Source organism: Actinomadura opuntiae (assembly GCF_030283205.1).
Taxonomy (GTDB): domain Bacteria; phylum Actinomycetota; class Actinomycetes; order Streptosporangiales; family Streptosporangiaceae; genus Spirillospora.
The window spans coordinates 43,339-64,348 of the sequence record NZ_JASNWF010000019.1 but is presented as its reverse complement, the minus strand read 5'-3'; the positions used below and the strand labels follow the sequence as shown (position 1 = coordinate 64,348).

General features: G+C 75.2%; 15 protein-coding genes. 3 read left to right on the top strand and 12 right to left on the bottom strand.

Translation table 11 applies throughout. The features are described 5' to 3' along the window. Window positions 1-53 precede the first annotated feature (53 nt). The 3 genes from QP089_RS34945 to QP089_RS34935 all read right to left on the bottom strand — a co-directional run bounded on the left by QP089_RS34945 (window position 54) and on the right by QP089_RS34935 (window position 4,576). Window positions 54-2,330 (bottom strand): FdhF/YdeP family oxidoreductase, encoded by a 2,277-nt coding sequence (locus tag QP089_RS34945; RefSeq protein ID WP_285917612.1) that lies wholly within the window; start codon window positions 2,328-2,330, stop codon window positions 54-56. A gap of 53 nt (window positions 2,331-2,383) precedes the next feature. Beyond that, on the bottom strand, window positions 2,384-3,469 hold the full coding sequence (locus tag QP089_RS34940; protein ID WP_285917610.1) for a S1C family serine protease: 1,086 nt from the start codon (window positions 3,467-3,469) through the stop codon (window positions 2,384-2,386). Between the two features lie 129 nt (window positions 3,470-3,598). Continuing rightward, window positions 3,599-4,576, bottom strand: coding sequence for a phosphotriesterase family protein (locus QP089_RS34935; protein WP_285917609.1), 978 nt, complete (start codon window positions 4,574-4,576; stop codon window positions 3,599-3,601). Window positions 4,577-4,677: 101 nt separating this feature from the next. Here QP089_RS34935 and QP089_RS34930 point away from each other — a divergent pair, with 101 nt between their 5' ends. Next, entirely contained in the window at window positions 4,678-5,319 is a 642-nt protein-coding gene (locus QP089_RS34930) for a TetR/AcrR family transcriptional regulator (protein WP_285917608.1), read from the top strand. Here the strand turns inward: QP089_RS34930 and QP089_RS34925 are convergent. The 9 genes from QP089_RS34925 to QP089_RS34885 form a co-directional block, all read right to left on the bottom strand. After that, complete coding sequence (locus QP089_RS34925; RefSeq protein ID WP_285917607.1) at window positions 5,316-6,218, bottom strand: LLM class flavin-dependent oxidoreductase; 903 nt, start codon at window positions 6,216-6,218, stop codon at window positions 5,316-5,318. The two genes, QP089_RS34930 and QP089_RS34925, sit on opposite strands and share 4 nt — an antisense overlap. Before the next feature lie 19 nt (window positions 6,219-6,237). Further along, window positions 6,238-7,476, bottom strand: coding sequence for a multidrug effflux MFS transporter (locus QP089_RS34920; protein ID WP_285917606.1), 1,239 nt, complete (start codon window positions 7,474-7,476; stop codon window positions 6,238-6,240). Continuing rightward, a complete protein-coding gene (locus QP089_RS34915) occupies window positions 7,469-8,077 on the bottom strand; it encodes a malonic semialdehyde reductase (protein WP_285917605.1) in 609 nt (202 codons plus the stop codon). The genes QP089_RS34920 and QP089_RS34915 overlap by 8 nt, the downstream gene beginning before the upstream one ends. Before the next feature lie 124 nt (window positions 8,078-8,201). Beyond that, complete coding sequence (locus QP089_RS34910; protein WP_285917604.1) at window positions 8,202-9,980, bottom strand: TRAFAC clade GTPase domain-containing protein; 1,779 nt, start codon at window positions 9,978-9,980, stop codon at window positions 8,202-8,204. A 4-nt stretch (window positions 9,981-9,984) separates the two neighbouring features. Further along, complete coding sequence (locus QP089_RS34905; RefSeq protein ID WP_285917603.1) at window positions 9,985-12,342, bottom strand: GAP1-N2 domain-containing protein; 2,358 nt, start codon at window positions 12,340-12,342, stop codon at window positions 9,985-9,987. A gap of 2 nt (window positions 12,343-12,344) precedes the next feature. Continuing rightward, on the bottom strand, window positions 12,345-13,586 hold the full coding sequence (locus QP089_RS34900) for a TRAFAC clade GTPase domain-containing protein (RefSeq protein WP_285917602.1): 1,242 nt from the start codon (window positions 13,584-13,586) through the stop codon (window positions 12,345-12,347). Next, a complete protein-coding gene (locus QP089_RS34895; protein ID WP_285917601.1) occupies window positions 13,586-16,234 on the bottom strand; it encodes a SaeA-related protein in 2,649 nt (882 codons plus the stop codon). The genes QP089_RS34900 and QP089_RS34895 overlap by 1 nt, the downstream gene beginning before the upstream one ends. A gap of 13 nt (window positions 16,235-16,247) precedes the next feature. Next, complete coding sequence (locus QP089_RS34890) at window positions 16,248-17,831, bottom strand: Hsp70 family protein (protein ID WP_285917600.1); 1,584 nt, start codon at window positions 17,829-17,831, stop codon at window positions 16,248-16,250. A gap of 7 nt (window positions 17,832-17,838) precedes the next feature. Next, complete coding sequence (locus tag QP089_RS34885; RefSeq protein WP_285917599.1) at window positions 17,839-18,564, bottom strand: nucleotide exchange factor GrpE; 726 nt, start codon at window positions 18,562-18,564, stop codon at window positions 17,839-17,841. Window positions 18,565-18,745: 181 nt separating this feature from the next. Here QP089_RS34885 and QP089_RS34880 point away from each other — a divergent pair, with 181 nt between their 5' ends. Both QP089_RS34880 and QP089_RS34875 read left to right on the top strand, forming a co-directional pair. After that, window positions 18,746-19,384, top strand: coding sequence for an ACT domain-containing protein (locus QP089_RS34880; protein ID WP_285917598.1), 639 nt, complete (start codon window positions 18,746-18,748; stop codon window positions 19,382-19,384). A gap of 65 nt (window positions 19,385-19,449) precedes the next feature. Then, window positions 19,450-21,003 carry an AMP-binding protein gene (locus tag QP089_RS34875; RefSeq protein WP_285917597.1) on the top strand — a complete coding sequence of 518 codons (1,554 nt, stop codon included), beginning with the start codon at window positions 19,450-19,452 and terminating at the stop codon, window positions 21,001-21,003. The last annotated feature ends 7 nt before the right edge of the window (window positions 21,004-21,010 follow it).

Below are 21,010 nucleotides of genomic sequence, written 5' to 3'. Positions count from 1 at the left end.
CTAAACCAGCGCGGAACGGCGCGACCGGCATTGCGGACGCCATGCCGTACCGGTCAGGCGGGGATCAGGCGGACGGTGACGGACTTGGAGGTCGGGGTGTTGCTGATCTCGGCGGTGCTGTCGAGCGGGACCAGGACGTTCGTCTCCGGGAAGTAGGCCGCCGCGCAACCGCGCGCGGTCGGGTAGGCGACGACGCGGAAGGCGGGAGCCCGGCGTTCGACGCCGTCGGTCCACTCGGAGACCAGGTCGACCGTGGCGCCGTCGGCGATGCCGAGGTCGGACAGGTCGGCGGGGTTGACGAACACGACGCGGCGCCCCGCTTTGATGCCGCGGTAGCGGTCGTCCAGGCCGTAGATGGTGGTGTTGTACTGGTCGTGGCTGCGGACGGTCTGGAGCAGCAGCCGCCCCTCCGGGACCCGCAGCACCTCCAGCTCGTTCACCGTCAGGTTCGCCTTGCCGGTGGCGGTCGGGAAGCGGCGCTCGTCGCGCGGCGCGTGGGGCAACACGAAGCCGGACGGGGCGCGGACGCGGGCGTTGTAGTCGGCGAAGCCGGGGACGACCCGGGACACGTGGTCGCGGATCACGTCGTAGTCGCGCTCCATCGCGTCCCAGCCGATGCCCGAACCGGGGAGCGTCGCCCGCGCGAGGCGGCAGGCGATCGCGACCTCCGACAGCAGGTGCTCCGAGGCGGGGGCGAGGCGGCCGCGCGAGGCGTGCACCATGCCCATCGAGTCCTCCACGGAGACGAACTGCGGCCCGGACGCCTGCTCGTCGCGCTCGGTGCGACCGAGCGTCGGCAGGATGAGGGCGAGCTCGCCGGTCACCGCGTGCGAGCGGTTCAGCTTCGTCGACACCTGCGCGGTCAGCCGGCAGGAGCGCAGCGCCTTCTCGGTGACGTCGGAGTCGGGGGTGGCGCGGACGAAGTTGCCGCCCATGCCGAAGAACACCTTCGCCTTGCCGTCGCGCATGGCGCGGATCGCGTCCACGGTGTCCAGGCCGTGCTCGCGCGGCGGCTCGAACGAGAACTCCGCGGCGAGCGCGTCGAGGAACTCCGGCTTGGGCTTCTCGTAGATGCCCATCGTCCGGTCGCCCTGGACGTTGGAGTGGCCGCGCACCGGGCAGACGCCCGCGCCGGGACGGCCGATGTTGCCGCGCAGCAGCAGGAAGTTGACGACCTCGCGGATCGTCGGCACCGAGTTGCGGTGCTGGGTGAGGCCCATCGCCCAGCACACCACGATCCGCTTGGAGGCGAGCACGTCGCCGAGCGTCGCGGCGATCTCGTCGCGGGTCAGACCGGTCGCCTCCAGCACGTCGTCCCAGTCCAGGGCGCGTACGTGCTTCTCGAACGCCGCGAAGCCGTGGGCGTGGGCGTCGAGGAACTCCCGGTCGAGGGCGTCGGGCGCGTCCGATTCGAGGAGCATCCGGTTGAGGGCCTGGAAGAGGGCGAGGTCGCCGTTCAGCCGGATCTGCAGGAACCGGTCGGCGAGCGCGGTGCCGCGCCCGGTGACGCCGGACGGCCGCTGCGGGTTCCGGAACCGCATCAGCCCCGCCTCGGGCAGCGGGTTGACCGCGACGATCCGCGCGCCCGCCTTCTTGGCCCGTTCCAGCGCCGACAGCATCCGCGGGTGGTTGGTGCCGGGGTTCTGCCCGACGACGAAGATCAGATCGGCCTTGTCGAGATCCTCCAGCAGCACCGAGCCCTTGCCGATGCCGATCGTCTCGCCGAGCGCCGACCCGGACGACTCGTGGCACATGTTGCTGCAGTCGGGCAGGTTGTTCGTGCCGAACGCGCGGGCGAACAGCTGGTAGGCGAACGCGGCCTCGTTGCTGGTGCGCCCCGAGGTGTAGAAGACGGCCTCGTCGGGGGAGTCCAGGGCGTTCAGCTCGGACGCCAGCAGCCCGAACGCGTCGTCCCACGACACCGGCTCGTAGTGCTCAGACCCGGCGCGCTTCAGCATCGGCTCGGTGAGCCGGCCCTGCTGCCCGAGCCAGTGGTCGGAGCGCTCCGCCAGCTCGCCGACCGTGTGCGCGGCGAAGAACTCGCGGGTGACACGGCGCGTCGTCGCCTCCTCCGCGACGGCCTTGGCGCCGTTCTCGCAGAACTCGGCGACGTGCCGGTGGTCGCCCTCGGGCCACGCGCAGCCCGGGCAGTCGAACCCCTGCTTCTGGTTGACGCGCAGCAGCGTCAGCGCGGTCCGGCGGACGCCCATCTGGTCGTAGGACTGCTTCAGCGCCGCCGAGACCCCCGGTACTCCGGCCGCCCACGTCTTCGGTTTCGACACTCGCATCCCGGTGTCGTCGAAGTCGTCGGCGGGCGCGCGGCGGGTCATCGTTCACGTCCTTACGATCGAGGTCCCTCCACTCTCGCACGCCACGGCCCGTTCTACTGCGGCGGACCGTCGGCCAGTTGCAGTGTGGCGGCCATGCGGGCGCCCTGCGCGGTGAACCATTCCAGCCGGACGGTGTCACCGGGATGGTGGGCGAGCATCAGGCCCGTCAGCGTGGTGGGCGAGTCGACGGTGGCGCCGCCGAGGGAGATGATCGTGGCGCCGGTGGGGACGCCGGCCTCCTCGGCCGGGGTGCCGGGGACGACCTCGACCACCTGGGCGCCCTGGGTCGCGCCGGAGCGCACCTTCACCCCGAGCATGGCGGTCCTGCCGATGTGCACGGTCGCCGACGCCTGGCCGCGCGCGATCTGCCGGGCGATCGACAGCGCCCGGTCCGACGGGATGGCGTAGCCGCGGTGGGTGCCCTTCGGCTTGGACTTGCCGACGGTGAACGACGCGGACGCGGCGGTGTTGATGCCGATGACCCGGCCGCGGGAGTTCAGCAGCGGGCCGCCGGAGTCGCCCGGCCTGATCGGCGCGCTCGTCTCGATCATGCCGGTGAGCCGCTCGGAGGTGCCGTCGCTGTCGTCGCGGGCGGTGACCGTCTGGTCCAGGGAGGTGACCTTGCCGGTGACGACCGTCGGGGTGCCGCCCTTGCCGCCGGCGTTGCCGACCGCGGTGACCGGGTCGCCGACGCCCGTCGAGGACGGGTCGCCGAACACCGCGGACTTCAGCCCGGACGCGCCGTACAACCGGATCACCGCGATGTCGCTCTGCCGGTCGTAGCCGACGATCTGGGCGGTGTAGGAGCGCCGGTTGTCGGTGTCGGTGCCCTTGATCGTGGTGGCGCCCTGGATGACGTGGTTGTTGGTCAGCACCAGCCCCGAGGAGTCCATGACGATCCCGGTCCCGGCGGCGCGGGTGCTGCTCAGCCCCTGCTCGGTGTCGACGTTGACCACGCCGGGGCGCCGCCCGCTCGGCTTCTCGTGCTTGGCGACGGGCGTCTTGACCGGCGGCGGGACGTCCTCGGGCCCCGTGCCGCCGTTCAGCGCCTGGCAGCCGGGCGCGACGAGGACCAGCAGCGCGGCCAGGACCATGGGGATCGCGGCCCGCGGCCCGCGACGCTCGAAGACCTCGTTCACCGGCGCCTCCTAGCAGTTTCCTCCCATGATTCCCGATCCAAGGGGATTAGTCCTTGACCTCCCCCGAGCAGGGCTCCGACCTGCTCGGGAAGAGATCGACGACGTCGGGACGGGCGGCGCCGGGGGGCGTCAGCGGGAGAAGTAGCGGCGCGGGTTCTCCACGAGCATCTGGTCGACCTGGGCGTCCGGCACCCCGGCCTCGCGCAGCGCGGGCAGCACGTCGTCGCTGATGTGCCGGTAGTTCCAGTTGGGCGCGAACGCCGGGACGGTCTCCGGGTCGGGCCCGAACCAGTCGATGAAGCAGCTCGCGTCGTGGCTGAGCACCATCCGGTCGGCGTAGCCGCGCTCGCACAGCGCCGCGACGGTGCGGACCCGGTCCGCCGTCGGGTTGATCACGTCCAGGCCGAACCGGTCCATGCCGAGGATCGCGCCGGTGTCGGCCAGCTCCATCAGGTAGTCGAGGTCGTTGCTGTCCCCGGCGTGGCCGACGACGACCTTGCTCATGTCGACGCCCTCCTTGCCGAGGATCTCCACGACCGTGCGGCCCGCGTGGATCGAGCTCTCGGTGTGCACCGTGACCGGGGCGCCGGTCTCCCGGTGCGCGCCCGCGACGGCCCGCAGCACCCGCTCCACGCCCGGGGTGAGGCCCGGCGCGTCCATCGCGCACTTGAGGAACGCGGCCTTGACCCCGGTGCCCGCGATGCCCTGCGTCAGGTCGCGGACGAAGTACTCGATCATCGGCTCGGGGCCGTCCAGCGGCGTGCCCGGCCCCCGCAGGTGGAACTGGAACGGCACGTCGTTGTAGGTGTAGATCCCCGTGGCCACGATGATGTTGAGCTCGGGGACCTGCTCGGCGATCCGCTGGATGCGCGGGATGTAGCGGCCGAGGCCCCACACCGTCGGGTCGGCGATCGTGGTGATGCCGCGGGCGGGCAGCTCGTGCAGCTTGGCCACCGCGTCGGCGACCTTCTCCTCCTCGTCCCACCAGTCGCCCGCGCCGTAGTTCTCGACGTGCTCGGTGTTGAGGCAGAAGACGTGCTCGTGCATGTACGTGCGGCCCAGGGCGGCGACGTCGACGGGTCCGCGGACGGTCTCGACTGCGGGCATCAGGGGACTCCCTCGATCCAGGCGGGACGGGTGCATACCGACCGGTCGGTTTCTGGCAAGCTATGTCCGTGGACGCGGGCGCGTCAATGGGAGGAACGCCGATGACCGAGACCCAGCCTACGGACGTCGCGGCGGACGCCGTCGCGGATTCCGGCGCGGACCCCGCGCCGGTCCGGCGCAGCCCCGTCGAGCGGCGGATCCTGGACGCCGCGCTGCGGCTGTTCGCCGAGCGCGGCTTCGACGGGACGTCCGTGCAGGGCATCGTCGAGGCCGCCGAGGTCACCAAGGGCGCCCTCTACCACTACTTCGACTCCAAGGACGCGCTGCTCTACGAGATCTACCACTCGCTGATCGCCCGGCAGCTCGCCGACCTCGACGCCGTCCTCGCCGAGGGCCTGCCGCCGCGCGAGGCCGTCCGCCGGGTGCTGACCGGGCTGATCCTCAGCACCGCCGAGCACATCGACGAGGCGAAGGTGTTCGGCCGCGAGATGCACCGCCTCGACGACGCCCGCATGCACGCCGTCCGCGCCGACCGCCGCCGCTACCACAACACCTTCCGCGGCCTGGTCGAGCAGGGCAAGCGGGACGGCTCGTTCACCACCCCGACGCCCGCCGACACCGTCACGATCGTCGCGCTCGGCATGGTCAACCAGCTCCCGCGCTGGTACCGCGCCGACGGCCCGAAGCCCGCCGCCGACCTGGCCGCCGAGGTCGCCGACTTCATCCTCGCCGCCCTCGACTAGCGGCGGATCTGGAGGGGGAGGGCGGCGTCGCGGACGTCGGTGAGTTCGGCGTCCCAGTCGGCGGGGGCGGACAGCGGGGCGAGCACGAACTTCGACAGGCCCGCCTCGATCAGCCGCTTGAGGTGCGCCTCCAGGCCGTCGAGGTCGGGGACGACGTCGGCGGGATCGGCCGGGCCGCTGATCCTGCGGACGCGCGCGAACCGCGCCGCGGCCTCCTCCGGCAGCGGGCCGCGCCGGTACGGGACGACGGCGCCGAAGTGCTCCTCCTCGATCTCGCGCCCGGCGGCAGCGGCGGCGTCCTGCACGGCGATCCGGCCGCGCTCGGCCTCCGCGGGCGTGGTGAACGCGGCGAGCCAGCCGTCCGACAGCCGTCCGGTGCGGCGCAGTTCCGCCTCCGACGTCCCGCCCATCCACACGTCGAAGCCGCCCTTGACCGGCCGCGGCGCGATCCGCAGCCCGTCGTAGCGGAAGCGGGGCCCGTCGTGGGTGACGGCCTCGCCCGCCCAGAACCGGCGCAGCAGCGGCAGCGCCTCCTCGAAGATCGCGGCGCGCTCCTCGCGGCGGACGCCGAACGCCTGCTGCTCGGCGGGCAGCCGCTGGCCGAGGCCGAACGCGGGCAGCAGCCGGCCGCGCGCCAGCACGTCCAGCGACGCCAGCTCCTTGGCCAGCAGCGCGGGGGAACGGCCCGGCACCGTCATCACCGCGGTGCCGAGCTTGATCTTCGAGGTCAGCGCCGCGGCGTGCGTGAGCACGACGACCGGGTCGAGCACGGCGCCGGACGCCCGCTCCGACACCCACAGGGAGTCGAAGCCCTCGCGCTCGAGGCCGCGGGCGAGGGCGGTCAGGGAGTCCGGGCCGAGCGCGCCCGAGGCGGGCGCCATGCCGATGCGAACGATCACGTCCCGACCGTACGCACGGTCAGTTCGCTGACGCAACCCTCCGCGGCGCGATCGCGGCGGCAGCGGCGGCGAGCAGCGACAGCGCCGCGATCGTCACCGCCATCGGCAGCGCGGTGCGCGGGCCGGCGATCCCGGCGAGCGGCCCGGCGGCCCCGCCCAGCGCGAACTGCGACAGCCCGAGCAGCGCCGACGCGCTCCCCGTCACCTGCGGCGGACGGTCCGCCAGCGCCAGCGCCGTCGCGTTCGGCATGATCAGCCCCTGCCCGGACGCGACGAGGAACAGCGCGGGCAGCACCGCGGGCAGCCCGCCGCCGGCCGGCACCGCGACCAGCAGGGCGACCCCGCCCGCCGCGACGATCGCCAGTCCCGCCGCCAGCAGCCGGCCCAGCGCGACGCGCCCGGCCAGCCGCCCGCTGACCTGCCCGGCCGCGACGATGCCCAGCGAGTTCACGCCGAACGCGATGCTGAAGGCCTGCGGCGACAGGTGGTAGATGTCCTGCAGGACGAACGGCGACCCGGAGATGTAGGTGAACAGCGCGGCGAACGCCAGCGCGAGCGCCAGCCCCGGCCCCACGAACGACCGGTCGGTGGCGAGGGCCCGGAACGTCCGGGCGGTCGCGCGCAGCCCGCCGGTCTCGCGGCGCTCGGGCGGCAGCGTCTCGCCGAGCCCGGCCAGCACCGCCAGGAACAGGGCGACGCCGATACCGGACAGGACGCCGAACACCCCCGGCCACGGCATGATCCGCAGCAGCTGCCCGCCGATCACCGGCGCGAGGATCGGAGCCAGCCCGTTCACCAGCATCAGCGTCGAGAAGAACTTCGCCGCCGCCACCCCGTCGTACAGGTCGCGGACGACGGCGCGCGCGATCACGATCCCCGCCGCCCCGGCCGCACCCTGCACGACCCGCAGCGCGATCAGCGTCTCCACGTTCGGCGCCGCGACGCACAGCAGCGACGCGGCGGCGTACGCGGCGAGCCCGACGAGCAGCGGCCTGCGCCGTCCGAGCGCGTCGCTCAGCGGCCCCGCCACGGCCTGGCCCACGGCCAGGCCGACCACGCAGGAGGTCAGCGTGAGCTGCGCCTGCATCGCCCCGGTCGACAGGTCCGACGCGACCCTGGGCAGGGCCGGCAGGTACATGTCGATCGACAGCGGCGCCATCGCGGTCAGCGCGCCGAGCACGCCGATCAGCAGCACCCGCCGGTCCGTCCGGGCGGCCGCGCCGGCCGGCGCGGCCGTCCCGGCGACCGGATCAGACAACCTTCACCGCCTGCTCGAAGTCCAGGCGCGGGTTGCGGCGGAACCAGGCGTCGGGGCCGGGCTTGCCGGCGTTGACCACGGCGATGGCGCGCTGGCTGCCGTCCAGGAACTCCTTCTCGACGGCGGCGGCGTCGAAGCCGGCCATCGGACCGGCGGCGAGGCCGGCGGCGCGGATGCCGAGGATGAGGTAGCCGAGCTGGATGGAGGCGTTGAAGCGGGCCATGGCGGGACGGCCCGGGTTGGCCGCCATCGCCTCGCGGGCGCCCTCCTTGTGCGGGAAGGTGACCGGGAGGTGCTCGTGGAAGTCCTCGTCGGCGGCGACGATGAGGGTGAGCGGCGCGGAGGCGGTCTTGGCCCGGTTGCCCTCGGCCATCAGCGGGACGAGGCGTTCGCGCGCCTCGGGGCTGCGGACGGCGACGAGCCGCAGCGGCTGGGCGTTCATCGCGGTCGGCGCCCACTTCACCAGGTCGTAGATCGCGCGGAGCTGCTCGTCGGTGACGGGCTCGGCGCTGAAGGTGTTGGCGGTGCGGGCCTCGCGGAACAGCAGGTCCTGGGCGGCCTCGTCGATGGCGAGCAGTCCTTCGGGCGCGATCGTCGTCATGTCCTCACCTCTCGGTCGGCTGGGGAGCCGCGGTCCGGACGGCTCCGAGAGGCTGTAACCGGATGACGGTACGTTATCTGCCACGTCAGAGAGTGCGATGCGTCACATGCCGCGGCACCCGAGGTCAGTACGGGAACCGTTCGGCCGCGGCGACGACGGCGCCGGCGACGGCCGCGACGGTGAGCACCGACAGCCCGCACAGCACGGCCCACCGTCCGGCCTGGTAGCCGGCGGGGACGCGGCCGGAGCCGCGCCCCCGGACCGGCCAGGGCGCGCGCAGCGGCGCCGTGCCCGGCACCTCCTGCGCGTCCCCGGCGGTGAGGGGGTGCTCGCCGCCGGACGGCGCGGCGGGGGCGAGGCCGGACGCCCAGCCGAGCAGGTCGGCGACCTTGGCGGGCTCGGTGGCCAGGCCGGAGGCGAAGTAGCGGACCTGCCCGGCGACCTGGTCGAGGGTGCGGACGGTGTTGCCGAGCCCGACCCCGCTCAGCCACGCCCGCACGTCCGCGTCGGCCGGCTCGCCCGGGTCGGCCGGGTCGCCGGGGTCCGCCGCTTCGCCGTCGCCGTGCCCGAGGCACCGGCCGATCTCGGTGCGGACGAGCAGGTCGGTCTTGGTGACGATGACGGCAACGCGCTTCTGCCGGCCGTGGTCGGGGCGGGAGCGCAGGTCGTTCAGCACCCGCTGGAGGGTGTCGGCGGGGTCCTCCTCCGACGACACGGCGGCCTGGTCGACGAGGTCCCGCTCGTCCCGCGTGAGGGCGCGCCGCACCTGGGGGAGCGCGAACGGGTCGACGACGAACAGCAGCGCCTCGCCGTGGTCGAGGTAGCGCAGCGACTCCACCTCGGTGGCGCCGGTGTAGTGCTCGCCCGCCGGGTCGAACAGGTACAGGATGCGGCGGGCGCGGCCGGGCAGGTCGACGTCGACCATCGTGGCGAGCGGCAGTTCCGGCCCGGTCTTGGCGGGCCGCCCGCCGTGCCCGAACTCGCGGATCGCGCCCGCGTACGCCTGCGCGTGCCGCTGCTCCACGAACGCCAGCCGCCCGTCGAGCGACCGGGCGCGCGCGTGCAGCGCCCGGATGCCGAGGAACATGAACGTGGTCTTTCCGGCGGCCGGCCCGCCGACGAACGGCAGCGGCTCGACGCGGACGCGCCCGATGCGCTCGGGCAGGCGCCCGCCGCAGTGCGGGCAGTACGCGGCGAGCCGGAACCGGCCGAGCGGGACGGTGGTGGGCAGCCGGGCGCCGCACCGGCACACGTGCCGGAACGCGCCCGCGGCCCCCGGCGACAGGTGCTTGTGCCGGGCGCCGCATCCCGGGCACTCGTACTCGGGCAGGCCGATCCGCTCGTAGCAGAAGGGATGCGGGCAGGTCTGCAGGATCCGCCCGTACGCCATGAAGATCCGCTCGACCGCCGCGAGGACCAGCACGCACGCCAGCCACGCCGCCAGCCCCACCGCCGCGACGACCCCGTAGAGCACGGTCAGCGCCAGCACGAACCCCGCCGCCGGGACGGCCGCCGCCACGATCCCCGCGCACAGCGCCAGCCAGATCGGGAACGCGAAGAACCCCCACAGGCCGCCGAGCAGCGTGCGGGTCAGCCGCACGACGATGCCGGAGGCGATCCGGTACACCTGCGGGACGACGGTCCGGCTGATCGTCCACCAGTCCCGCCACACCTGGACCAGCAGGTAGTTGCGGTAGGCGACGTCCGGCGCGGCGACCGGGGACGGGCCGTCCAGGGTGGAGGGGGCGAGCGTGCGGCACGCGTTCAGGTAGTAGACGCCGAGCGCGGCGGCGCCCGCGACGACCAGCGTCGCCGGGAACAGCACCGGGAACACGTACCAGAACCCGAGCCACATCGCACCGGCCCACACCGCGGCCAGCAGCAGCCCGATCAGGACCTGCACGGGCTCACCTCCCCTCGTCGCCGGCGAGGAGGCCGCGCAGCGCGGCGCGCAGCTCCGGGCGGTCCGCCAGGTGCGCCTCGAGCTGCCGGGAGGCGAGCCAGCGGGCGGCGGCGGTCCGCGCCCACGCCTCCAGTTCCGGTTCGGCGATGCCGCGCGCCCGCAGCCGCAGCGCGACCTCGACCAGGTCGTTGCGGTGCCCGGCGTCTGCGCCGCGCAGCGGGGCGCGGCCGGCGCGGGCGCGGGCGGGCAGCTCCGCGGTCCAGCGGGCGGCGATCCGGGCCCGCACCGGCGCGGGCACCGCGGCCAGCAGCTCCGCCCGGAACGCCGGCGGGCGGCGGCACAGCCGCCGCGCGGCCGCCTCGAACGTCTCTGCGGCCAGCCGCGCCGACCCGCCGCGGGCGCCCGCCAGCGCGTCCATCGCCCGCGCTGCCTCGCCCGGCCGTCCCGCGGTGATCGCGTCGGCGTACGCGCGAACGGCGGCCGCGTCGGCGCCGGCCCGCCCGTGCGGCAGCACCGACAGCACGCGCGCCGCCAGTTGCAGGGTCTGCGCGTCGGCGAGTGCGTCGGCGCCGAGCCGCTCGAACGTCCGCGACGGCAGCGCGGCCAGCGCGGGGACGTCCGCCAGGTCCTTGCCGAACGCGTCGAGCAGGTCGACGCACTCGGCCGCCGAGGGCGGCGCGGCCCATACCTCCGCGAGCGCCGCGTCGACGTCCGTCCCGCGATCCGCGCGTTCGGCTTCCGTGTGCGGCGCGGCGGTCGTGCCGGTCAGGCGGAGGAGTTCCGCGGTGATCGCGATGCGGCGGGGAAGGTCGCGGCGGCCGACCGAGACGAGGACGGGCACGGCGACCGCCGGGACGGCACGGAGGCGCTCGGCGGCGTGCTCGTAGAGCAGGTCGCACGTGCCCGGGGTGAGCGCGGCGGCGCGGTCGCGGTCCTCCGCTCCGGCGAGGCCGGCGATGACGCCGTCCAGCAGGGCGTCGCGGGCCGCCGCCGGGCAGGCGCGGTGGGCGGCGGGAAGGTCCGCGGCGCCGAGCCGTGCCCGGCCCGCCGCGGCGGCTGCGAGCTCCTCCGGGTCGAGGCGGGTCCCGGCGCGCGCGGCGACCGCCGCCACGGCCGCGACCTCCGCGAGGTCGGGCGCGTCCGCGAGCGCCTGCGACACGCGCGGCTCCAGCTCGCCGGCGCGTTCCGGCAGCTCGGGCATCCGGTCGCGGGCGGCCGGGTCCGACAGGGCCAGCAGCGCGATCCGCGCCGCGCAGTCGCGCGCGGCGCCGGTCGCGCCCGCCGCGAGGGCCCGCTCGTGGACGGCGAGCGCCAGCTCCAGCCCCATGGCGGCGATGCCGGGCGCGAGATCGCGCCAGACCCACTCGGGAATCTGGACGCCGGGCCGCGACAGCAGCGCCGCCGCCGCGCCCTCCTCGCCCGCCGTGACCGTCGGGTCGCGCCGGCACAGCGCCAGCAGCGTCGCGGCGCCCTCCAGCACGGCCGGGTCGGACGGCGCGGCGCCGTCCGGCAGCGCCAGCTCGCCGAGGCCGTCCAGGGCGGGGAAGTCGGCGTCCCGCCAGCACGCCGCGATCGTGCGGGCGAAGCGGGACGTCCCGTCCGTGCCGCTCAGGCCGGTGTGCAGGTCGACGGCCAGCGCGTGGGACGCGTGGTGCCGGACGGCGGCCCACACGTCCGGCGTGGTGCCGACGAGGCGCTGCGCGGCACCGTCGGGATCGGCGGTGTAGGTGACGAACGACAGGCGCGCCGCCGCCGCGACCGGCAGCGAGTACGACACCACCGCGATCCAGCGCGCGATCAGCTCGACGTCGGCGGCGACCAGCACGATCCGGCCGTGGCCCCGGCCGAGGACGCCCGCGACCGCGTCGACCAGCCGGGCGAGGGTCCCGTAGGCGTCGGCCGGCCCGGACACCTCGAGCCACGCGGCAAGCGAGTCGGGGTCGAGGGCGGCGCCGGGCGCGAGGTCGTCCAGCTCGTCGAGGTCGGCGTCGCCGGGCAGCGGCGTCCACAGCGGCGCGTGCCACAGCTCGGCGGGACGCAGCCCCTCCAGCTCGTCGGGCTCGGCCACCACCGCGTGCGCGAAGAAGTTGCCGTACCTGCCGGAGTAGTCGCGGCCCAGATAGCGGCAGCGCAGCAGCAGGGGACGGCCGTCCACCCGGTCGTACAGCAGCGAGACGGGGAACCCGCTCAGCTCCGCGTCGTCGGGGGACAGCGGCGCGTCCGGCGGCGGACGGTACGACATGTACGGCGTCACGGCGGCGCGCACCCCGTCGGGCAGGCCCGGCGTCTCGGCGACGAACTGGAACCCGGCCCGGCCGGTCGGCCCGCGCCGCGCGGAGGTGTAGTGCAGCTGCCACGCCACGCTCACGCACCTCCGGGCCGGACGCCGTCGAGCATCCCGAACCGGTACAGCAGCCACAGCAGCGGGTCCTCGGCCCGGTGGGGGCGGACGCCGCCCGCGCCGACCCGGCCGTCCTCGGGGACGCCGCCGAGCGCCGACAGCCCGAACAGCGCGTGCTCGGCGTACTGCTGCCCGAGGTAGGTGTCGAGCTGCCCGGCCTGCCACTCGTGCAGCAGCGCGCGGACCTGCTCGTTCACCGCGTCGCGGTCGTCGAGGTCGAGCACGCCCGTCCCGGACCGGGACCGGCGCAGCGCCGACTGCCGCAGCAGGTCGGGGCGCAGCGCGTCGATCTTGGTGAGCGCGACCGCGACCGGCACCGGCAGCGGCTCGCCCGGACGGGTGCCGTGCCGCTGCCGCAGCGCGTCGGTGACCCGCGCGATGATGTTCAGCGGCTCGCTGTCGGGATCGTCGCCGGGACGGGGCTCCGGGACGGAGTCGGAGACCCCGCCGCGCGCCCCCGGCAGCTCCAGCGGATCGACCAGGAAGATGATCGCGTCCGCCGCCTCCAGGTACCGCAGGTGCAGGTCGGTGGCCTCGCGGCTGCGCAGGTCCTCGCCGGCGGTGTCGAACAGCACCAGCGCGAGCGAGTCGTTGCGCGCCCGCGCGAACCGGGTGCGCCGCGTCCGCGTCAGCAGGTACACCAGCGGCTCGCGCGGGCCGGTCGCGGCGCTCGCGGTCGTGGGCAGCAGCCGCCGCTCCTCCAGCAGCGGCCGCGCGAAGTCGCGCTTGTAGCGCTCGATGGTCCGGTCGTCGCACGCCACGAGCGAGGCGTCCAGCTCCGTGCCGACGCGGTTCATCAGCTCGTGCAGCAGCACCGCGATGTAGGTGCTCTTGCCGGCGTTCTTCGCGCCGACCAGCGCGACGATCCGGCCGGGGGAGTCGCAGTACGCCGACGGCAGCGGGTTGTGGCACTCCGGGCACGCCCGGTTCCCCGTCGGCACCCCGCAGGTGGGGCAGTCGGCGCGGCCCTTGCGTCCCGGCGCGGCGAACACCGGCGGCAGCGACGCGCCCGCCGTCGAGCCGGTGTAGGCCGCCAGCGCCTCGTCCAGGACGGGCGCGCAGCCCTGCCGCCGGCCCGCCTGGCCCCGGCAGCGGAACAGGATGCGCTGCGGCGCGACGGACGCGAAGCAGTACGGGCAGGTGACGCCCTGCCGCGGGAAGAGCCGCGCGGACGCGCCCGGCAGCCGGGCGAGCGGTCTGGTCATCACGGGACCTGGAGTCGGCGGATCGGGGGATCGGTGAGTTCGATGACATCATCATCGGCGAAGCAGCGCAGCCAATACGGCCCGGAAGCGCGCGGAACGGCCACCGACAGCTCGCCCGGCACCGGGACCTGCTCCCACGTGCCGAGCGTCTCGCCGTCGCCCGCCCGGTGCGGCATCACCCGGCCGCGCCGCAGCACCAGCGACAGCCGCGCCACCCGCAGCGGCCGCGCGCAGGTGAACCGCAGCGTCAGCGACCGCCGCCACGGCGGCCCCGACCGCTCCAGGTCGTAGCGGACCACGGCGCGCGCCCCGACCTGCGCCGTCACCGGCGGGCCGGTCACCCGCGCCCCGCCGACGGTGCCCGCCGCCGCCACCGACAGCTCGACCGGCGCGTCCTCGGGGACGGGCAGCCGGACGCCGCCCTGGGTGTCGTAGGCGGCCCGCGTCACGGTCGCGCGCCGCGCCTCCTCGCCGTCGGACGAGCGGAGCGGGTCGCGGCCGACCCGGTACACCAGGTCGACCTCCGCGACGTCCGGCGGCCAGTCGAACCCGACGTGCACGTGGTCGCCGCGCCGCTCGGCGACGAGCCGGCGCGGCGGCGGCAGGTTCACGTGCCGGTGGTAGGCGCCGATCGCGGCGGTGCCCTCGGCGACCGTGACGGCGAGCAGCCAGCCGCCCGCGCCCGGCCGCACCGCGAGCCCGCCCGCCGTCGGCGCGCCCGCGAGCCGCCGCGTCTCCCGCCGCACCTCCTCCACCGGGACCAGCGCGCTGCGCGGCCACGGCGGCGGCCCGGCCGACAGCACCAGCTCCACCGTCCCGTGCGCGGGCGGCGCGAACCGCACCCGCAGCACGCCCGGGTCGGACGGGTCGGGCTCGGCGTCCAGCTCGTACACCGGCTCGGGCGGGGCGCTCGGCGTCACCGACGCCCGCACGCCCGGCGTGGCGACCTCCCGTCCCGCCCCGTCCAGGTAGACGGCGCTGATCCGGTAGTGGTGGGTGCGGCCGTTCGGGACGCGCTCGCGGAACCCCTCGCGGCCCGCCTCGACCGGCGTCCCGTCGCGGACGACGACGACCCGGGCCGCCTCCGGCGGGCACCGCCACCGGCCGGTGACCTGCCCGTCCCCGGACAGCAGCTCCACCTCGCGCGGCTCCGGCCGCACCACGACCGGCCCCGCCACGGCGGGCGGAGCGGCGGCCTCGCCGCGCACCGCGACCGCGCCGTAGTAGAGCGGCACGTTCACCGGGGGCCGCTCGTCGCGCTCGCCCCTGATCGCCTCGCCGTCGCCCGGCCCGCGCGGCGGCCGTCCCGCCCGCCGCACCAGGTGGTAGCCGATCTCGCCGGCGGTCGACGGCGACGCCTCCCACGAGAGCCGGACGCCGCCGCCGTCGGTGTCGACGTCGGCGTGCAGCACCGGCACGGGACGGGGCGGCAGCCGCCGCTGGTGGTCGCGGGCGCCGGGCAGGTCGCGGACGAGGCGCAGCGCGTCGGCGAGCAGCCGCCACGCCCGGTCCGGGTCCGGCTCGGCGACGGCGGACTCGCGCAGCCGCAGCGCGGTGTCCAGGCGGTGCCGCGCCTCCGCGGCCAGCACCTCCTCCTCCGACGGCTCGCCCTCCGCGGCGGCGGCGATCCCGGACGCGTCCGCCAGCTCCGCCGCCGCGAACACCTCGCCGGCGTCCAGCAGCGCGCGCAGCCGCCCGGCGGGCCCGCCGCCCGGCCCGGTCTCCCGGACCACCGCGAACACCAGCCGCCGCGCGTCCTCGGCGTGGACGCCGAGGTCCTCGGTCGCGTGCCGCAGCAGCGCCCGCTCGGACGCCCGCTGCCGGAACCGCTCCCGCAGCCGGTCCACGATGTCGTACCGGACGAGCTCGGCGAGGTCGGCGCCCGACCGCAGCGCCGCCAGGACCGTTCCGGCGTGCGTGGTGCTGGTGTCGCGGCTGCGGCGCGCCCACTCCTCGCCGGCCGCGGCGACCGCGCCGGCGTCCAGCCGCAGCAGGCCGCCGCGCAGCGCGGACGCGCCCGGCGCGCCCGGCGCCGCGGGCGCCGCGAACCCGTCCAGCACCCGCATCGGGCCGGCGATCCTTGCCCCGAACACGAAGTCGGCCAGATGCCGCTTGCCCAGCACGCCGAGCGACTCGCGCACCTTGCGGTACGCCGGGTAGGGCGCGGCGGCCGGCAGCGCGTCCGGTTCCCGCACGGCGATGCCCTCGGCGGCGGCCAGCGCCTCCAGCTCGGCGCGCGCGACCCCGCCCGTCCGGGCGATCGCCTCGACCTCGGCGGGCGTCACCGTCCGCAGGAACCCGGCGGCGTCCGCCAGCCCCGCGCGGGCCTGGGCGCGGCGCCGCTCGGTGCGCTCCCGGCCGCCCGCCAGCCGCTCGTCCAGCGCGCGCAGGTCGCCGCGCCCGGCGGCGGTGAACAGCGGCGCCAGCTCCCGGTGCTCGGCCTCCAGCCGGTCGATCAGCCTGCGGTACTTCAGCTGGCCGCGGGCCCGCCGCCAGCACTGGCGCACCTGCTTCACCCGCGCCTCGACGCCCCGCGCCGTCAGCGGGTCGGCCAGCGCGTACCGCACCCGCAGGTCCTCGGGCGGCTGGTCGCCGGCGGCCCGCGCCGGCTCCAGCACCTCCCGCCGGTACTCCTCGTCGAAGGTCACCGAAGGCGCCGGATCAGCTCACCTGGACGCGGGAGAGGGCCTTGCGGGAGCGCTCGACCTCCTCCTCCGACATCCCCCCGACGTCCACCTTCAGCTCCAGCCGCTCGCCGGACTCCTTCTCCACCGCGGTCACGTTCAGCAGCCCCGAGGAGTCGAGGGCGAACGTCACCCCGATCGGCCAGCCCGCCTTCTTGCCCGGCGGGACGCGGATCTCCCCGGTCGCGATCTCGGTGTTGTCGATCAGCTCGGCGGACTCGACGCTGCCCGCCTGCTCCATCACCCGGACGTCGGCGGAGGTCTGGTCGTCGTAGACGGTGAAGAAGTCCTCGGTGCGGGCGGCGGGCAGCGCGTCGTTGGCGTGCACGAGGTGCGCGACGTGCTCGGCGCCCGACTCCCGGTCGACCACCACGATCCCGAACGCGTGCGAGGCGACGGTGCGGATCTGCCGCCCCGCGATCTGCTTCTGCTGCTCGGCCGACAGCCCGGCGCGGCTCGCCATCTCCTCGGCGCGCTCGGCGTCGCCCTCGCGCATCAGCCGCCGGTAGGTCTCCTCGAACGCGTACAGCGCGGCGCCCTTGGCGACGGCGAGGTCCGGGTCCTGCAGGCGCGGCGACAGCCCGAGCTCGGTCTCCAGCCGCGCCGCCACCACCGGCATCTTCGTCGACCCGCCGACCAGCACGAGGTCGTCGTAGTCGTGCACGCCCTTCTCCGCGGCGGTCGACAGCGTCCGCCCGGTGATCTCGATGGTGCGGTCGAGGAGGTCCTTGGTCAGCTCCTCCAGCTTCTCCCGCGTCACCTCGATCGCCGCGACCCGCCCGGCGTGCATCACCCGGACGGTGTGCGCGGTGCGGGTGGTGAGCGCCTTCTTGGCGTCCTCGGCGTCGCGGCGCAGCTGCTGCTCGGTCTGCTTGTCGTCGAGCGGGTCGCCCGCGTCGGGGTGCTCGGCGCGGAACCGCTCGGCCAGGTACTCCACCAGCCGCGCGTCCCAGTCGGCGCCGCCGAGCTCGTGGTCGCCGTCGGTGCACACCACCTCGATGTGCCCGCCGCGCAGCGCGATGACGGTCGTGTCGAACGTGCCGCCGCCGAGGTCGTACACCAGGATCGTCCGGTCGGTGTCGGGGTTCAGCACCCCGTAGGTCATCGCGGCGGCGATCGGCTCGGACACGATGTCGATGACGTTCAGCCCCGCGATCCGGCCCGCCTTGCGGGTCGCGTCCCGCTCGGCCGCGCCGAAGTAGGCCGGGACGGTGATGACGACGTCGCGGGTCTCCTCGCCGGTGGTCGTCCGCGCGTCCGTCGCCAGCTTCAGCAGGATGAACGCCGACAGCTCCTCGGGGGTGAAGTCGATCCCGTGGATCGGGCGGGTCACGTCCCGGCCCATGTCCCGCTTGATCAGGCTGACGACGTTGTCGGGCTCCAGCACCGCGGTGTCCTTCGCGGTGGCGCCGACGACGACGTTCTCGCCGCTCTCGAAGTACACCACCGACGGCGTGGTGTCGGTGCCCTCCAGGTTCCGCAGGACCGCCGGCCGCCCCACGTCGTCGATCGAGGCAATGCAGGAGTACGTGGTTCCCAGGTCGATCCCGTAGACGGTCATGTCCCTCTCACCCATCGGTGCCGAGTCGGTTGTTCGTCGTCTCGCCGCGCCCCGCGGCGGCGGTGGTTCCGTTGGAGCCCCGGTCGAGCCTGGCCACGCTGACGGCCGCCTTGCGCAGCACCCGGCCGCCCTGCTCGAAGCCGTCCGCCTCGACGCCGGTCACCAGGCCGTCGCGGGCCGGGTCGGTGACCGGGGTGACGGCGACGGGCCGGTGCCGGGCGGCGTCGTAGGGCTGGCCGGGTTCGGCGCCGAACCGCTCGACGCCGAGCCGCGCCAGCGCGTCGGCCACGTCGTCGGCGACGGCGGACAGCAGCCCGGCGGTGCGGACCGGGTCGGGCGGCTCGGCCAGCGAGGGGTCCGACAGCCGGCACGCCTCGCGGCGGGCCTGGTCGTGCAGCCGGTACAGCGCGGTGCGGACGGGCTCCAGCATCGCCTGCAGCTCCCCGCGCCGCAGCCGCTGGTTCTCCTCGTGCAGCCGGTCGATGACCGCCTCGCGGTGCGCGGCGCGCTCGTGCTCGCGGTCCAGCCGCGCGGTCAGCCCCGCCAGGGCGTCCCTGACCTCGGCCTCGAACGCGGCGCGGCCGTCCCCCTCCGCGCCTTCGGTGCCTTCTGTGCTCTCTGCGCCCCCCGTGCTCTCTGCTGCCTCCGTGGCGCCGTCGGCCGCCGGCGGCGCGGCGCCGTCCGCGCCCGGACCGGCCTCGGCGTTGACTGTGCGATCCCCGTCGCTCGACACGTGCAGTCACCTTAATGATGAGGGGGCAGAGGCGATAGGTCTGCTGTTGACCTTCATTGGACTCTAGTTTGACGCCTCCCCGCCATTCCAGCACCGACTTCTTCGCGTCGACACCGATGGGTAACACGTGGGAAACGCGTCGCGGCGAAGCTGGACGCGACGCATGGAGAGGGAGGTGGCGATGTTGCTGAGGATCCGTGTCCGGCTGCCCGACCGACCGGGCTCGCTGGGACAGGTGGCGCGCACGCTCGGCGCCGCGGGCGCCGACGTCGTCCAGATGGCGGTGCTGGAACGCGACAACGGGCGGGCGCTGGACGACTTCACCGTCCTGTGGCCCGCGGGGGCGGGCGTCGAGCGGCTGCGCGACGGCCTCGGCTCGGTGCCCGGCGTCGAGATCCTCGGCGTCTGGCCGACCGTCGAGCCGCAGGGCGCGTTCCCGGACGCCGCCGTGATCGGCCAGATCGCGGCGCTGCCCGAGCGCGGCGCGGCGACGCTGGCCGACGCGGTCCCGGGCATCCTCAGCGCCGACTGGGCGGGGCTCGCCGAGGTGGGGGAGCGGGACACCGCGGTGCTGGTGCACGCCAGCGTCGGCGGGATGGCGGGCACCGAGCTGCCGGTGCTGCCGCCGCTGCGGCCGCGCGCCTTCACCGCGCCGGACGGCACCGAGTACGCGGTCTGCCCGCTGTCGGCGGGCCGCGCCGTGATCGTCGTCGCGCGGACGGGGGCGCCGCCCTTCCACCGGACGGAGGTGCTGCGGCTGGAGCAGCTGGTGAACGCGGCGGAGGCGGTGCTGGCCACCGACGTCGTCCGGACATCCTGAGGAGGGGCCCCTGGTGTCGCGGCCGAGGTAGTTCTAGAGTCGCGTTCTAGGATTTGTCACGTTCCATGAGGCGACCGATGGCCGAACTGCTCCGCCCGCACGCCGACGCCCGGCCGGACGAGCCCGCGCTGACCGACGAGCGCGGCACCACCACCTGGCGGGAGCTGGACGCCAGGACCGACCGGCTGGCGAACGCGCTGCGCGGCCTGGGGCTCGGCACCGGCGACGTCATCGCGATCCACTCCGGCAACCGCCGCGAGTTCTTCGAGGCGATGTGCGCCGCCGGCCACATCGGCCTGCGCTACGTCCTGGTCAACTGGCACTGGACCGCCGACGAGCTGCGCTACGTCCTGCAGGACGCCAAGGCCCGCGTGCTGTTCTCCGAGGACGCCTTCGGGGACGTCGCGCGCGAGGCGTCCGACGACCTCGGCCTGACCGCGCGGATCGCCTTCGGCGAGCCGGTCGAGGGGTTCGCCCCGTACGAGGAGTTCCTCGCGACGGGCGCCGAGGAGGAGATCGCCGACCCGTCCACCGGGCTGCCGATGTTCTACACCTCCGGCACGACCGGCCGCCCCAAGGGCGTCACCCGCAAGCTCACCGACGCCGGCGGGCCGATCGAGAACGCCAGGCTGCTCGGCGACCTGATGGCGGGCGTGCTGCAGATCCCCGAGCACGGCCGCACCCTGCTCGTCGGACCCGTCTACCACTCGGCGCAGTGGCTGTGGTCGCACGTGTTCCTGCTCGGCGGGCGGTCGGTGGTGATGCGCCGGGGCTTCGACGCCGCCGAGACGCTGCGGCTCATCGACGAGCACGCGATCACGAACGTGCACCTGGTGCCCACCCAGTTCGTCCGGCTGCTGCGGGTGGACGAGGCGGCCCGCAAGGCGTTCGACGGCTCCAGCCTGAAGGTCGTCTGGCACGGCGCCGCGCCCTGCTCCCCGGACGTCAAGCGCCGGATGATCGACTGGTTCGGCCCGATCGTCCACGAGTACTACGGCTCCACCGAGGCGTCGGTGAACAGCGTCATCACCGCCTCGGAGTGGCTGGAGCGGCCCGGCAGCGTCGGCCGCCCGCTGCCCACCACCGAGGTGCACATCCTGCGCGAGGACGGCGAGCCCGCCGCGCCGGGGGAGCGCGGCCAGATCTGGTTCCGCTACGCCAGCGGCGACGACGTGGAGTACTGGGGCGACGAGGAGAAGACCCGCTCGGTGCACCGCGCGAACGGGCTGTTCACCACCGGCGACGCCGGCTACCTGGACGAGGACGGCTACCTCTTCCTCGCCGACCGGGTCATCGACATGATCATCAGCGGCGGGGTGAACATCTACCCGGCCGAGATCGAGGGCGTGCTGATCACCCATCCCGCCGTCCGCGACGTGGCGGTGTTCGGCATCCCGGACGAGGAGTTCGGCGAGCAGGTGAAGGCCGCCGTCGAGCTCGCCGACGGCGCCGAGCCGTCCGACGCGCTCGCCGGCGAGCTGATCGAGCACGTCCGCGCCTCGCTCGCCGGCTACAAGGCCCCGCGCTCGATCGACTTCGTCGACGCGATGCCGCGCACCCCCACCGGCAAGCTCTACAAGCGCCTCCTCCGCGACCCCTACTGGCAGGACGCCCGCTGAGCATCCG